Genomic DNA, 16323 nt, shown 5'->3' on the forward strand with positions numbered 1-16323 from the left:
TGTCAGAACTATGGTTCAATTATACGTAACTGGGGCAATAACCTGACAAGTGAAGGTTTGACATTATGGCGGAATGCCGTTTACATGTTGGCTGGACTTGAAGTACCAACCGAACTTGTACAGAGTTCTGTAGGAGTAGATAAAGTACAGAGTGAAGCTTCTGTATCAGTTTATCCTTCAGTAACATCTGGACTGTTTACCGTAGAATTTGCAAACGAACCTGGTATGATAACTGTTTACAACTTATCAGGAAAAGTTGTTAAGCAGGTTGTACCATCTTCAGGCAAAGAAAACATTAGTATTGAAGGCTCAGGATTATATATCATTAAGGCTGAAAGTGCTGGTGCAAGTAAATTGTTTAAAGTTGTAAAAACTAACTAGAAAATAATAAGTAATATTTTATGAGGCTGCCCGGTTTCCGGGCAGCCTTTTTTGTGTGGCGAATTTTTGGAAAAAGTAATCCGGTGAATTTGTTGGGATTTGATTTGTAGATGATTAGTTAAAAACCCTATAGGGTGTTAGGTTTAAATATAAATAGATTAATGCTGTAATAGTCGAGAAATTGATAGTATAAATTGAAATTTTAATTCAAATTGGTTCAGTCATTCGATAATTTTAGCGGTGATTTTTGAAAACAATATGTGAATTATTAATTATAGTATTAACTAAAAATTTATTTATGAAAACTAATTCTTTACGATTAAAATTATGGGGTTTGTTAGTTGTTGCAGGACTGATTGGTTCAGCGCAGCTAATAGCACAAACAGATGTTACGGATACATATCTTACCAATGCAGGTTTTGATATTAACTGTAATTATCTGGCAACTGCCGATTCCACTAACCTGGGAACAACAGATGGCAGTACAAATGTTGACTCCGTTTCCAGTTGGAATAAGCAGGTTACAGGTTGGTCTGCAGCTTCTTCATTTGAATATGGATATCCCGGAACCTTGAACAGTCCCGGGCCGGTTCCGGCGACAGCTTTCGATGGTACTACCACGGGAGGAACGCATGGTTGTCTTGGGGTTTCTGTGGCCTGGTCAGGTGTAGTAACCTATTATCAGGAGGTAACCCTACCGGCAGGTTCTTATAAACTTAGTTATAACGCGTTTAATTCAGGATCTTCAGCTTATGCTGCAAGTCAGGTAGGATGGGTGCCTGATGCAGGTACATCTTCATTATCATCACTTACAGACTTTACGCAGGACGCATGGACATCCGATGAGGTGAATTTTTCAGTCGAAACAGAGACTTCCGGTATTATTCAAGTTGGTTTTGCTGCACAAAATGCAGGTTCGGGAGGAAATGGACGGATATTTTTTGATGATCTCAAGTTAGAGTATACACCTGTTGTGCTGAGTGATGATGCAACGTTATCTGATTTAACTACAGATGAAGGTTCTTTAGCACCTTCCTTTGATGCAAATACCATGTCATATACACTGACTGTTTCGGAAGCAACTACTTCAGTAGCTATAGGGGCAACAGCAAATGATGCAAATGCAAGTGTTGATGGTTCAGGTGATATTGATTTGACATCCGGAGATACATCACTTATGATTGTTGTTACTGCAGAAAATGGTAACACTAAAAATTATTTCGTGAATATTTCTACATCAACTAATTTGATTGAATGGTGGGACGGAAATGGTAAAACAGGTGATTACACAGCTGCTAACGTTTTTGGATGGCAAAATGACGCTGTAGGAACTAACTGGGGTAATGCCAATGCAGGTGGTGTGAGATATATGGATGTGAACAATCATACTTTGGGAGATGGTTCAACTTATACTGGCCGTGTTCTGTTGGCAAGGTGGGATTACGGTGGAGATTTTCCCGGTTCAACTTATGCTTACCCTGTATATTTGACAGGTAGTTGTTCTTCTTATGTTTTAACAGGTTTATACGAATGGTGGAATAATGGTGCATTACCAACATACCGGTTTGCGGTTTCCGATGCTCCTGAAGGAGGTAATATAGTAGCATATGCTGATTATATGGCTTCTGAAACCAAGAATCAGTTATTGCCGTTTGAACTCACTTTTAACATCCCTGCTGAGGGTGTTTATTACATTCAGGTAACAGAGGCTGCCGGTGGTAATAGCTTGATAGGTCTTGCTGATCTTGATTTAGCGACTAACAATGAGGAAACTCTTTCTACATCTGTTTCTGGATTGGAATTTGATAAATTGAATTTGGAAAAAAGCTTTACTGTTTCAGGAAACGCGCTTACAAATGATGTTTCCTTAACAGCTCCTGCCGGTATTAGCCTGGATGTTACTTCAATTGCTGCTGGTGATGCTCAATGTGGCGTTACAGTAACGGCAACATTTGATAATTCTGCGAATATCATGGATACTATTAAAGTTGTAAGCGGTACTATGACCAAAGACATTGTTGTTACAGCCTGGGGGCCTCTTAGTTTTAATGAAGGTGAAGAATATTATATTGTTCATGATGTTTCAGGGCTGGTTCTTGGAGAAGATGAAACCAATCAGGGTGTAAAAATCTATGCTGCTGATAAAGACTCAACGGACCAGATATTTGTAATTACTGAAAGTAACAGACCTGGGGAATACTTCATAAAAAATCAGGAAACAGGTTATCTGGCCTTATCTCCTGCCAATACGTGGAGTATGATGTATATTGCTGATACTATTACTACATCAGATAGTTGCCGTTTCTTTATTAAAGAATATGAACCAGGTATGTTCTATCTTGAATCTGTTATTAAAGGAGGTAAATTAGTGGGTACTGATGGAACCGGGGCTGGAAGTAGTGCATATTGCGACAAGCCAATCAGAGATCTTTCAGTCTGGCGCATCGAAAAAGCCGTCTATGTTTTGCCTGCAGAATTGGCTCACTCATATAATTTTGAAGAAGCTGATACAGCTATTGATGTTATTGGAGGAGCAAACGGAACCTTAAAGGGTAATGCGGCAGTTGCTGATGGTAAATATACCGCTTCTGCGGATGGTGATTATATTAAATTACCGGCTAAGGATATAGCCATCAATACTTATGATGCCGTAACATTGGAGGCTTATGTTACTACTGGTGTGAACCCAAGTTGGACCATGTTCGGATACTTTGGAAGCGTAAATGGTGCCAACAGTTACTGGATGTCAATAGCACGTGATGATGATGTCAGTAAAACGGCAATTAATATTGGTGGAGAAGAGGGCCCAACAGGAGTAGAGCCAGGTGCAGATGAGTCTCACCACTATGTGAGCGTTTTAACTAATGATACGCTTAAATGGTATATTGACGGAGTTATGGTAAATAAAACTGCAACTTCAGCATCTCATGTAATATCAGCAATTAGTCTTGACACAGCATTAATAGGTGCAAGTGGATACGGTGATGCTACCTGGAATGGAACCATATATGAATTCAATATTTATAATGGCATTTTAAGTGAAGATTCAATTGCTGCTCATGCCAATCAATTTGTGGATGACTTTGATGCATCTTTATCAGATATTACATTAAGTGATGGTGACTTAGTGCCCGGATTCAGCACTTCTGTAAAAGAATATGTTGTATCAATTCCAACAGGAGTTACAACTATTACTTTAACAGGAACACCAACTATTGCTGGGGCTGAAGTTGTAGATGGAGATGTTGATGTGTCATCCGGTTCTGCTTCGGATACTATTAAGGTTACGTCAGTTAATGGTGCTATTACTACTAATTATATTGTTTATTTTACTACTAACAATGAGTCCTGTTTTGAGCCGATAGGTGAAAATAATCTTGTTACGGATCCAGAGGTCACAGATATTGGCAACTTTGGTGGCTGGGGAACCCAATCAATTAATGTTAATCCTGAATATGTATATTGTGGATTAACAAGTGGTAAAATTGAAACAAGTGGTTCGATTGATGTTCCATTAACGTTAAAACCCAACACTGTTTACAGGGTGATTGCACAAGTTTATATTGTATCCGGGGAATTTAGAATTGGAGTTGCTGCTAATGATGTGGAACTTACTGCTCCAACTAATACTACAACCGGACAATGGGAGACTATGGATTTTGAAGTGTCAACCGGCGATAATGTAGGTGCTTCACAGTTAATGTATTTCAATAACTATAATTTGACAGGTACTGTTGGTTATATTGATAACTGGGAGATGTATGAGCTGAAAGGTGTTGGTGTCCATAAGTTGAATAACAAAGAGGAAATTTCGGTATATCCGACTGTAAGTTCAGATGTCTTCACAGTAGAGTTTGCAAACGAACCTGGTATGATAACTGTGTATAACTTATCAGGAAAAGTTGTTAAGCAGGTTGTACCATCCTCAAGTAAAGAACGCATAAGCATTGAAGGCACAGGATTATATATCATTAAGGCTGAAAGTGCAGGTGCAAGTAAATTGTTTAAAGTTGTAAAAACTAACTAGTATTATCAAAATACTTTATTTGAAGGGGTTGCCATTTGGTAACCCTTTCTTTTTTAATGTATTCTCTGTCGATTTTTAAAATAATTATTAGTTATTCTTGTTTTTGTTGTATTAATTTTCTCCTGAATTGGATACTTTTGAATGGGCTTAGGTTCAGGACAACTATATACAATCATGTGTTATGAAAATGCAATTTTCGGGTAACAGTTTTAAGTATGTTATTTTATCAGTTTTAATATCATCCTTTTTTGTTCAGGCATGTAACAGCGATAAAATTGAAGAGGAAAGTTATTACACATTCACTGGTGAGCTTGTTGGGCAATACCTTCAGGCACGTCCGGATGTTTATTCAGAATTTGTAAGGCTTCTGGATACCACTAAGGTAATGAGTTTGCTGAATGCCTATGGTGAATATACCTGCTTTGCACCTGACAACGAAGCGATGAGAGCATTTTATAAGGAGAAGGGCAGAAATGATTTGTCTGAATTTCCATTGGATACGCTGACTAAAATTGCATACGATCATATTATAAATGGTTTTGTTGTACCTACAGATTTATTCGTGGAAGGTCGCTTAACCCAGAAAACAATGAGTGACAGGTACATCTCAATTTCCTATGCAAGTTTTAATACGGGTGATCTTACGATAAAAGTAAATAAAACCGCTCCAATCCTTCAGCCTGATATTGAACTTCATAATGGTGTAATTCATGAGATTGGGGAAGTGCTTAAACCAAGCGAAAAAACCCTGGTGGAAGCGTTATCCTCTGATTCGAAATTCAATCTTTTTTATCAAGCTTTGGTAGCTACAGGTTTGGATAAAGAGCTCACACTTGTTGAGGATGAATCATACGATCCGGATGCTTTTTATATTGATCAGTCTGCTGCCAATGTCAGAGTCCCCAAAACCAGAAAATATGGTTTTACGGCTATGGTTGAAAGTGATTCGATATATGCAACCTATGGAATTACAAATCTTGATGAACTTACTGCATATGCAAAACAGATATACGATGTTGTGTATCCTCTGGATGCTGGCATAACCGATATTACTGACCGGAAAAACAGCCTGAACAGATTCGTAGCTTATCACCTTATAAATAAAGAGATAAACTATGTGAATTTTATTATTCACTGGGATGAAACCAACCATTCCATTAAAACGTATAATATGTTCGAATACATCGAAACTATGTGTCCGAATACACTGATGGAAGTTCGCACGAACAGGGGCACAAGTGAAACTAATCTTTTTAATATGGTTGATCCGGATGATCCTCAAAGTGCAATCAGACTAAATCCTGATAACTACGATAATGATGCGATCAATGGGGTATATCACGAAATTGATAAGATTCTGGCGTACGATTTTAAGTTTGCCAGTTATATTTCCAGTAAGAGGTTAAGAATGGATGCGGCCAGTTTTTTTCCGGAATTCATGAATAACAATATTAGAGGAAAGGTGAATGTGGCAGGCATTAACTCAGAATTATGGAAATTTCCTCCCGGATATATTGAGAGGGTACAGGCCTCTGAAGGAACCGAATTTGGATATTTTAATGCAGATGACAGGTACCTTGATTATCAGGGGGACGAAGTTTATTTAAGAGGATTGTACAATTTTACGATAACAACACCCGCTGTGCCAGCCGGAACTTATGAGGTAAGATTTGGCTGGAAAGTTGAAACTAAACGTGGGGCCGCTCAACTTTACTGGGATGGTATTCCATGTGGGATCCCACTGGATTTAAGAATTTTTGCAACAGATCCTAGCATTGGATATGAAGTTCCGGGTTCAAATTCTGCTGATCCACAGGGATTTGAGAATGATAAAATGATGCGGAACAGAGGATATATGAAAGGCCCGGCCAGCTTCCAGGCAGCTAATACAACATGGTTTACCGGTAATGCACGTATAAACGATGGCTATTTGAGGAGAATTCTTGGAATTTATACATTTAAGGAAGCCAGCACACACACATTTACAGTAGTAGCTGCACGTTCAGGTGAATTCATGTTCGATTTTCTTGAATTTGTTCCGGTTGAGGTGATTGAATCAGAAGGAATTGATTAAAAAAAGAGTGCTGATTGCATGCATGCTGAGCAAAGCAAAGCCTCTTTTAAACTCATCGGCCGTATTCAGTTCAAGTGAAATGTAATAACTAATATTATTGATATATGAAACTCAAACTTTTACGCAAATGTCTGGTAGGTGTATTAATCCTAACAGGACTGTTGTCAGCTGTCGATTCAGGGGCTCAGGATAATTATGGCATTTATCTTCCCGGTGGAAATGGAACATCAAGTAATATTGATATTTCAGGTCTTAACCTGACGACATTACCATTTACGGTTGAAATGTGGATAAAACCTGAAGGTACACAGGCACCTTATGCGGGCTTGTTTTATCACAGGGGTACCTCAAATGCCGGACTTTATTATGCGGCTGACTGGGAAGGTGTTAACATGCTGAGGTTGGATTACGGTGGCGATAAGGTTGTAACTCCCGCTATTTCAACAGACGAATGGCACCACGTGGCAGTTGTCGTTACATCCGGTTCAAAAACAATTTATGTGGATGGTGTGTCACTTGCTTCCAACACAACGGCAAATTCACCATATGGTTTTACCGGTGGAGAGCTTTATTTGGGCTATGATAAAGCTATTATTGACAGAACTTTTAAAGGGATAATGGATGAAGTCAGGGTTTGGAATACCGGGCGTACGCTTCAGGAACTTGAGGATAATAAAACTAAAACGCTTAATGGCGATGAAGCAGGACTGGTGGCATATTATAATTTTAACGATCAGGCTGCAGAAGCAACAGATCTGACAGCCAATCATAATAACGGAACTATTACCGGTGGAACTTATGTGCCATCAATAAGTCTTGCAGATGATGACGGGGATGGTTTACCTGCATATAAGGATAACTGTCCTGATGTATACAATCCCGAGCAGTTTGATTTCGATAATGATGGTATAGGTGATGAATGTGATGATGATCTGGATGGTGATGGTATTGTAAACGATCTTGATAATTGTGTGGATCTGCCTAATCCGGATCAAACGGATGTGGATGGCGATGGGATAGGAGATGATTGCGATCCTGTAGTTCCGGAAGGGCTGAATTATGGCCTTACTTTCCCCGGTGATGGTAATGCAACAAGTAATGTGGATATGTCCGGATTAGACCTAACCACGTTGCCATTTACGATTGAAATGTGGTTCAAACCCAATGGTAGCCAGGTGGATAATGCGGGCCTTTTGTTTAATCGTCCAGGAAACTTCGGGTTGCAATATGCATCCAGCTGGCAGGGATCAGGCAGAATACGGTTTATTACGGGAGCGGATATGATTCCGGGAACCTCTGAAGTTGATTACGGAACAGTATCTGAAGCCATCGTTACGCCAAATGAATGGCATCATGTAGCATTTGTTTTAACCGATTCAACGCGCCTGTTGTATCTGGATGGTGCACTGGACAAATCAACACGGGCAGGAACAACTGATTCAAAATATGCTCCGTTTGATTTTTCTTCAGGGAATCTGTATATGGGATGGGATAGTGATGTAGCCAGCCGAACATTTAAAGGAATGATTGATGAGGTTAGGATATGGAAGTCTTTGAGGACTCCGGAGGAAATTGAAGCAAATAAACTCGTTGTGCTTAATGGCGACGAAGCCGATTTATTTGCGTACTATGCTTTTGATGACAGAGGTGGCATATTCAATGCAAATATAACTGATGTTACGGCTAACGATAATACATATGCCAGAGGTGAAGCAACATACTTCTCCTTGTCAGATCTGTTCAGTCAGATGGAATTCAAAAGTTCTGACGCTTCCCAGCCAACCACGTATGTAAATACGGCAACACATGATAATGTGGTGATGTGTGTTGAGGTTGTCACTCAGAATATGTTTAATCCGCTTTCTCTTGGTGCGATGTATCTGTCAACAACAGGTACGACATCTTTGTCGGATATTCAAAATGTGAAGATATATGCTACAGGAAACGATTCAACATTCAGCGCTGATGCGTTGGTTGCAGCAACAGGTTCAACGCCTGGAACATCTGTAGAACTTGTTGCCGATTATCAGCTTGTAAAGGGTAATAACTACTTTTGGATCACTTATGATATCAGTTCATCTGCGTCTAAAGGTGATATTCTGGATGTTGTATGTGATTCCATGCTGATTACCGGTGATGTTGAGAAAACATATATCCCCGAAACTACAGATCCTGAAGGGGCACTGGAAATTAATCCGGATATCTTTATTCATTTTGTAAAAGAGCCAATTGATGTAATTACAACCAATGGTTTCGTGACTGCTAACGGATCAAACTTCGTTTCATTTCAGCAGGATGCTGTAACAACATACAAGGACTATCAATACGTTGCTTACTGGAATAAGGCTAAACATGTTTGTCTTGCACGTAAGCATTTGCCTGATGGTAACTGGGAGGAAATAGATTTTACAGACTATACCTCCAGCCACGATTTAGCTGACAACCATTATACCATTTCATTTGGAATATGTGAAAAGGATGGTTCCATGCATATTGCGTTCGATCATCACAATGATGCCCTCAGATACAGAATGTCTGATCCGGGATTGGCTAATAATCCTGAAACTGCAGATTGGAGTGCAACTTCTTTTGGTGCTATTCAAAATTACCTGGTAGATGGACAGCAGTTAACTGATGCTACGTTTCCCGGTGCAGTAACTTATCCACGCTTTATCTCAGAACCGGATGGGAATCTGTTATTTGAATGTCGAACGGGATGGAGTGGTGACGGTAATTCTCATTTGTGGGAATACAACGGAAGCTGGAGTTATGTTGGCGAGTATCTTCATGGAAGAGAATATGATGGCATGCCGGCAGGGTATACAAGCAAATGCGGATATATAAACGGTTTGCACTACACGCCGGGCGGTACACGTTTACATGTTTCCATGGTTTGGCGTGAAACACCTACAGCTTCAACTAATCACGATGTTTCATACGCATATAGCGATGATAATGGTCGTACCTGGTATAATGCAGCAGGTACTAAGATTGCAACAACCGGCACCGATCCGCTGAACTATAACAAAGCAGGGTTTAAAGTATATAATATTGGTGAAAACCGGGGATTGATTAACCAGGAAGCTCAGGCCGTAGACAGTAAAGGAGGAATACATATCCTGCAATCCTATATGCTGGATTCGCAGCCAGATAACAGTGCCTGGCCAGGATCACGTCAGCCGGCATGGTTAAGGCATATTTATCAGGATGAGTCCGGTACATGGCATAGTGACCCGATTGCACCGGTGATGGTGGACAGAAGTGATATTGCTGTAGATGCTAATGATAACCTTTATGTGGTTGCACCTGGATATAAGGTTTATTTTGCTTCTGCGGCAGATAACTGGCAGACCTGGACTGAATTTGACGTTTCAGAGAGCAATACCGCTACGGCTGAAGGTCTGATTGATCGCGAATTGCTGCTGAACCAGAATATTCTGTCTTTTGTATTTGCACACAAAGATCTTGATGGAAAACTTATAATTCCTTACTATAAGCTGGGGACGAGTACTTCGGTAGATAACGTGTTTACGGATAAGAATCTTGACGTTAAATGCTATCCCAATCCATCGGAATCTACTTTCAATCTGGTCGTAAAAGGTACTTTCAGTTATCAGGTATTTGATATTAATTCACGATTGATTGAAGTAGCAGTTGCAAAAGATAGGTGCATTATTGGATCATCACTTGATAAAGGACTTTACATTGTTAAAGTGATTCAGAATAATAACCAAAGTGCAACCCTGATAATTAAAAATTAGAAGGATGTAATCTGAAAATAAAATAGGGATCTTCAAATTTGAAGATCCCTATTTTATATATGTTGAAATTAAATTTCTGTTTTTATAGAAGACCGTTAACTTTTCTTACGCCCTCAGCAGAAGAAGCCAACTTTTCTTTCTCAGCATCGGATAAAGAAATTTCAACGATTTTTTCAATACCGTTTTTACCCAGTACGCATGGAACACCTAGAGATATGTCGTTTAGACCATATTCACCTTCAAGGAGTGCAGAACAGGGGAACATTTTTTTAGAATCCTGCGCAATGGCTCGTACCAGTTCTGATACAGCAGCACCGGGAGCATACCAGGCACTTGTGCCTAACAGTTTTGTAAGGGTTGCACCACCAACTTTAGTCGCTTCCACAACTTCAGACTGAACATCAGCACTCAGGAATTCAGAAACAGCAACACTGTTGCGCGTTGCTTTTTCAATCAACGGAACCATACCTGTATCACTGTGGCCACCAATTACCATACCTTCCACATCAGAAGCAGGACAACCTAACGCTTCAGCAAGTCTGTATTTAAAACGGGCACTGTCAAGGGCTCCACCCATTCCGATAATTCTGTTTTTAGGTAAACCTGTAGCTTTGTGTGTTAGATAAGCCATTGTGTCCATCGGATTACTTACAACAATAATGATAACTTCAGGAGAGAACTTAATCAGGTTTTCAGCAACTGTTTTTACAATACCTGCATTAATACCAATTAATTCTTCACGTGTCATTCCTGGTTTGCGGGGAATACCACTTGTAATAACTGCTACATTACTTCCTGCTGTTGCTGAGTAATCATTGGTAACACCTGTAACTTTTGTGTCAAAACCATTCAAAGAGGCAGTTTGCATTAAATCCATGGCTTTACCTTCAGCAAAACCTTCTTTAATATCCACCAATACTACTTCTTCTGCAAAATTTTTAATTGCAATGTACTCAGCACAACTCGCACCTACGGCACCTGCACCTACTACTGTTACTTTCATCTTTTTTTGAGTTTTATTGTTCGTTATATTCGTTTGTTTTCAGGAGTGGCAAAGATATTAATTATTTCAATTACAGAAATATTTCTTTAATCTCAATTAACCTTTCACTGTATTTTATACACATTACAAATAAAACAATGAATTGTTATTATAGTTTCATCTTTATTCCTGTTTTATAACAGCTTAGTCATGCTCTTGATATAAAACGTTCCATAAAAATACAGCAAGCTTTTTATTGGTGCAAAATAGTTAACTATTTTAAGGATTAGTGTTAAAAAAGGATATGAAACACTACTTTTGCAAAAAAATATAATTTATACAATAATGGCGTTACAGTGTGGAATTGTAGGATTACCGAATGTTGGGAAATCAACCCTTTTTAATTGTTTGTCGAGCGCGAAGGCTCAGTCGGCAAATTTTCCGTTTTGTACCATTGAACCGAATGTTGGTGTTATTACGGTTCCTGATGAGCGGTTGAACAGACTTGCTGAACTGGTGAAGCCGAAACAAATTGTTCCGGCAACAGTTGAAATTGTTGATATCGCGGGTTTGGTAAAGGGTGCCAGTAAAGGTGAAGGCCTGGGGAACAAATTTTTGGCAAATATTCGTGAAACAGATGCTATAATCCATGTGTTGCGTTGCTTTGATAATGATAATATCGTTCATGTGGACGGTTCAATAAATCCGGTTCGTGATAAAGAAGTAATCGACACGGAGTTGCAGTTAAAGGATCTTGAGACTGTTGAGAATCGCCTGCAAAAGACAGAAAAAATCGCCAAGGTCGGTAAAGATACAGAGGCCAAACGTCTGGTTGATGTATTGAAGCGCTACCAGTCTGCCCTGCTTGAAGGCAAATCGGCGCGTACCGTTGAATTATCAGATCAGGAAAAAGCAGTAACCAAAGATTTGTATCTGTTGACCACCAAACCTGTGCTGTACGTCTGTAATGTTGACGAATCGGCTGTGAAAACAGGAAATGAATATGTGGAAGCCGTTAAGAACGCCGTAAAAGATGAAAATGCAGAAGTTATGCTTATTGCAGCGGCTACAGAGTCGGACATTGCGGAACTGGAGGATTATGAGGAGAGGAAAATGTTCCTGGATGATCTGGGTCTGGATGAACCCGGTGTTTCAAAACTGATTAAAAAAGCGTATTCATTGCTGAACCTTAAAACATATTTTACAGCAGGACCTCAGGAAGTAAGGGCATGGACGTTTCACGATGGTGATAAAGCGCCGCAGGCGGCAGGCGTTATCCATTCTGACTTTGAAAAAGGTTTTATCCGGGCAGAAGTGATCAAATATGACGATTATGTGAGTTTGGGGTCTGAGGCTGCATGCAAAGAAAAGGGAAAAATGGCCATTGAGGGAAAAGATTACGTGGTACATGACGGCGATGTGATGCATTTCAGGTTTAACGTATAGTCCCTTATTTAGAATGACTTATTAATGCATTTGGAATAAATTACCTGATCATTTTGTCAAAAGTTACATCACATTTGACAACTAAAGGTTTCTTTACTGATACTTTTTAGGTCTGTTAAACGTTATAATTTAGAAAGATTTTCACTAAACAGAAATTTGATTTTTTTAAGATATTTTAATAAATTACGGATAAAATAATTAAGCTTGAAACACGCTCTGAAAATCATATTACTTGCGCTTGTTGTCATCTTTTTTGCCTGTGAGCGCGAAGATGTTAATATGGATCCCAATGCCAGGTTGCAATTCTCGGTTGATACATTGTCTTTTGATACAGTTTTCACAACAGTTGGATCAGTTACGCTTAATTTCAGGGTATACAACCCTTATGATAAGGACCTTGAAATTTCTGAGGTAGCTTTAGGTGGAGGAGAATTATCACCATTCCGGATCAACGTGGATGGATATGATGGTGGAGTTGATAAAAAGGTCAATAATATCATTATCAGGGCAAGAGACAGTATGTATGTTTTTGTGGAAACTACACTTGATGCCAATAACGGAGATCTTCCATTGGTTATAACTGATTCATTGTCCTTTATAACTAATGGTAATCAGCAGTTTGTACAACTGTTGGCCTTCGGACAGGACGTTCATCATTTGAGTGTGGAAAATGCAGAATTTACCGTTGGTATTCATAGCGGAGATAATACGATTAAAGCTATTCTTTTAAAAACAACAGAACTTACCAGTGATAAGCCGTACTTAGTGCACGATCATATAGTGGTTGATTCGTTGGAAACGTTGACTTTAAATGAAGGCGTTGTTCTTTACCTGGAAAAAAATGTCAGTATTTTAGTAAAAGGAACACTTAAAATTAAAGGGACATTGGATAATCCGGTTCAGATACGTGGTGCCAGACTGGATGAATTATTCGAAGGACTTCCATATGAAAAAGTTCCCGGGCAATGGGGGTATATCAGATTGCTTGCAGGAAGTATGAATAATGAAATTGATTATGCTCGGATCAGAAATGGAATTATCGGCATTCAGGTAGATTCAGTTGTTACAGACGATAAGCCGACACTGAAAATTACAAATTCCATCATTCAGAATATGACTGCTGCAGGAATATATGGACTTGGTGCTGAAATAGTTGCATCGAATTGTATTATAGCTAATTGTGGTCAGTATAATGTATTTCTTTCTATAGGAGGAAGTTACAGTTTTGATCAATGTACAATTGGAAACTATTATACATGGAACAGAGCAAAAGATTCTAAAGCTGTGAGGCTTAATAATTTTTATATCTCTGCAGATAAACAGGTAATTGCCAGAGACCTGGTTAGAGCGGATTTCCTTAATAGTATTATTTACGGAACAGTTCAAACAGAGGTGTTTTTGAATAACAAGGTAGATGAAAAATCAGAACCCGTAGATGCTGAATTTAATTATCTGTTCAATTACTGTATAATAAAAGGTGATGTGCCGGCAGTGGACACATTGGACAAAACGCATTTTAAACATGTAATGTGGAACAAAGATCCGATGTTTGTTAATCCTGCGGATGATTTTGATTTCAGCCTTGATTCTTTGTCTCCCGCAATAAATGCAGGTAATGTGGATTTTGTTACAGAAGATCTGGAATATGATATTTTTGGAAATTACCGCTTAAAAGATGAAGCACCCGACCTTGGAGCCATTGAGTTTGTTCCAAAAGCCAAAAAGGAAGAGTAACGTTTTAATTTTAATCTTTTTTTCGTTTACATCGCTTTATTCACAGGAGCTTGACGAGAATAGTATTAAAGTTATGTTCTACAACGTGGAGAATATGTTCGACCACATGAACGATTCCCTGACGAATGATGGTGAATTTACGCCTGAAGGACAACGCCACTGGACATCTTATAAAGCAGGGAAGAAAGTAAATGCCGTTGCTAAGGTAATAATTGCGGCAGGAGGAATGCAGCCGGTAGATCTGATTGGGATGGCTGAGGTAGAGAACCGAAATATTCTGAATAAACTGATTTTATATTCTCCTTTAAAAAATTACCGGTATGGACTGATCCATAAAGAATCTCCTGACCGACGTGGAATTGATGTGGCTTTGTTGTATTCACAAGAGACCTACAGTCCGGTTGTGAACAGGTTTATTGAGGTAACAAACGATCCGGACTTCAGGACACGTGATATTCTTTACTCCAAAGGAATACTAAATCAAAAAGATACGGTTCATATTTTTGTCAATCACTGGCCGTCCAGGTACGGTGGAGTTGTCGCATCAAAGCCCCTCCGATGCAGGGCAGCAACAGTCCTTAAGTCAATAACAGATTCTTTGATGCTAAGTGATAGCAACTGCAATATTATCATTATGGGGGACTTTAATGATTACCCCGAAGATGAAAGCATTACCAACTGTCTTGGGGCAAAACAGAACGGAGCACTCATCAATTTAGCGTTGTACTCCGATGATGACGGGTCATATAAATATCAGGGTAGGTGGGGTTTTCTGGATCAGTTTATTGTCAATAAATCTTTGTTTGAACGCAAAACCGATGGCCTGATTTTGAAAGAATATGAAAAGGTTATCCGGTTTCCTTTTATGATGGAAAAGGATGATAAATTTACGGGTGAAAAACCATTCAGAACATTTACCGGATATAAATGTAATGGTGGTTTTTCCGATCATCTTCCCGTTATGATTATTTTGAAATAAGCGGTGAATATCGTTAATTTACTTCATGTTAAAATGGATTATCAATAGTTTACTTGCATTTTCATTCATAGCCTGTCAGGCTCAGGAGCAATCTGTGTATTATGCCGGCAGTTCAGAAAAGATACTGGATTCAGTTATGGCCGGACAAAACTATAATTCTCCCCAACAGGTTGCTTTTACATTTATAAATTATCCGTATAAATCGCATTCATTGGAAATTCCCGGCAGGGAAAGATTGGTAGTTGACCTAACCGGATTCGATTGTGTTACACTGGTTGAGAACAGCATTGCATTATATATGAGTGGAGGATCAAAAAATGCCTATTTGAGCAATCTTAGGAACCTACGTTACAGAGAAGGGATAATAAATGGTTATTTAAGCAGGTTGCATTACTTTACGGATTGGATTATTAATGCGGAAAAATCCGGTATAGTCAAAGATGTTACCGGTGAACTGGGAGGAAAACCATATTCACCACCGGTTTACTTTATGAGTACGCATACTAATCTGTATCCAAGGCTGGAGCGTTCAACTCAGATTGATTCACTTAAACTGATTGAAGAACGTATAGGTAAGGCAAATATGCTTTTTATTCCAAAGTCCTCCTTAACGTCTGAAGGAACCGGGATTAAAGATGGAGATATTGTCGCTATTGTAACCAGTATCAAAGGGCTGGACTTTACGCACGTTGGGTTCGCATTACGAAAAAATGATAATTTGTATTTTTTACATGCATCTTCACAATTTCATAAAGTAATGGTTTCTGATGTATCGCTGTCAGAATATCTGGATGCACATACACACATGTTGGGGATTGTGGTTTTAAGGATGAAACAGTAGAGGTTATCTTTATGTAAAAGTGACACTCTATTGTAAATATTTTATTAATATTATGTTAAAATCGATAATTTTTTGTAATTTGCACAAAAATTCTACCT

General features: G+C 38.9%; 9 protein-coding genes. 8 read left to right on the forward strand and 1 reads right to left on the reverse strand.

The genetic code is table 11. The features are described 5' to 3' along the window. The 4 genes from ACE01N_RS12100 to ACE01N_RS12115 form a co-directional block, all read left to right on the forward strand. Positions 1–381: T9SS type A sorting domain-containing protein (locus ACE01N_RS12100; RefSeq protein ID WP_380589100.1), on the forward strand; the 381-nt coding region annotated here is incomplete at its 5' end. A gap of 298 nt (positions 382–679) precedes the next feature. Further along, positions 680–4408, forward strand: a complete 3729-nt coding sequence (locus tag ACE01N_RS12105) for a LamG-like jellyroll fold domain-containing protein (RefSeq protein ID WP_380589103.1) — start codon at positions 680–682, stop codon at positions 4406–4408. Positions 4409–4589: 181 nt separating this feature from the next. Further along, positions 4590–6482, forward strand: coding sequence for a fasciclin domain-containing protein (locus ACE01N_RS12110; protein WP_380589106.1), 1893 nt, complete (start codon positions 4590–4592; stop codon positions 6480–6482). Between the two features lie 104 nt (positions 6483–6586). After that, a complete protein-coding gene (locus ACE01N_RS12115) occupies positions 6587–10243 on the forward strand; it encodes a BNR-4 repeat-containing protein (RefSeq protein ID WP_380589109.1) in 3657 nt (1218 codons plus the stop codon). A gap of 82 nt (positions 10244–10325) precedes the next feature. Here ACE01N_RS12115 and ACE01N_RS12120 read toward each other — a convergent pair whose 3' ends face one another. Further along, positions 10326–11246, reverse strand: coding sequence for a malate dehydrogenase (locus ACE01N_RS12120; RefSeq protein ID WP_375728027.1), 921 nt, complete (start codon positions 11244–11246; stop codon positions 10326–10328). A 324-nt stretch (positions 11247–11570) separates the two neighbouring features. Between ACE01N_RS12120 and ychF the strand changes: the two genes are divergently transcribed. The 4 genes from ychF (at position 11571) to ACE01N_RS12140 (ending at position 16225) form a co-directional block, all read left to right on the forward strand. Continuing rightward, a complete protein-coding gene (gene ychF / locus ACE01N_RS12125) occupies positions 11571–12671 on the forward strand; it encodes a redox-regulated ATPase YchF (protein WP_380589112.1) in 1101 nt (366 codons plus the stop codon). Positions 12672–12875: 204 nt separating this feature from the next. Beyond that, the gene (locus tag ACE01N_RS12130; RefSeq protein ID WP_380589115.1) at positions 12876–14405 is read left to right on the forward strand and encodes a hypothetical protein; all 1530 of its coding nucleotides are present in this window, start codon (positions 12876–12878) and stop codon (positions 14403–14405) included. Beyond that, positions 14347–15384 (forward strand): endonuclease/exonuclease/phosphatase family protein, encoded by a 1038-nt coding sequence (locus tag ACE01N_RS12135; RefSeq protein ID WP_380589118.1) that lies wholly within the window; start codon positions 14347–14349, stop codon positions 15382–15384. The genes ACE01N_RS12130 and ACE01N_RS12135 overlap by 59 nt, the downstream gene beginning before the upstream one ends. A gap of 25 nt (positions 15385–15409) precedes the next feature. Beyond that, positions 15410–16225, forward strand: a complete 816-nt coding sequence (locus ACE01N_RS12140; RefSeq protein ID WP_380589121.1) for an N-acetylmuramoyl-L-alanine amidase-like domain-containing protein — start codon at positions 15410–15412, stop codon at positions 16223–16225. The last annotated feature ends 98 nt before the right edge of the window (positions 16226–16323 follow it).

Source organism: Quyinboa ferrireducens, from assembly GCF_042436675.1.
Classification (GTDB): Bacteria; Bacteroidota; Bacteroidia; order Bacteroidales; family UBA5342; genus JBHJHP01.

Coding starts and splice junctions, on each gene's coding strand:
- ACE01N_RS12105 (WP_380589103.1), top strand. CDS start 680: ATGAAAACTAATTCTTTACGATTAAAATTATGGGGTTTGTTAGTTGTT.
- ACE01N_RS12110 (WP_380589106.1), top strand. CDS start 4,590: ATGAAAATGCAATTTTCGGGTAACAGTTTTAAGTATGTTATTTTATCA.
- ACE01N_RS12115 (WP_380589109.1), top strand. CDS start 6,587: ATGAAACTCAAACTTTTACGCAAATGTCTGGTAGGTGTATTAATCCTA.
- ACE01N_RS12120 (WP_375728027.1), bottom strand. CDS start 11,246: ATGAAAGTAACAGTAGTAGGTGCAGGTGCCGTAGGTGCGAGTTGTGCT.
- ychF (WP_380589112.1), top strand. CDS start 11,571: ATGGCGTTACAGTGTGGAATTGTAGGATTACCGAATGTTGGGAAATCA.
- ACE01N_RS12135 (WP_380589118.1), top strand. CDS start 14,347: ATGAAGCACCCGACCTTGGAGCCATTGAGTTTGTTCCAAAAGCCAAAA.
- ACE01N_RS12140 (WP_380589121.1), top strand. CDS start 15,410: ATGTTAAAATGGATTATCAATAGTTTACTTGCATTTTCATTCATAGCC.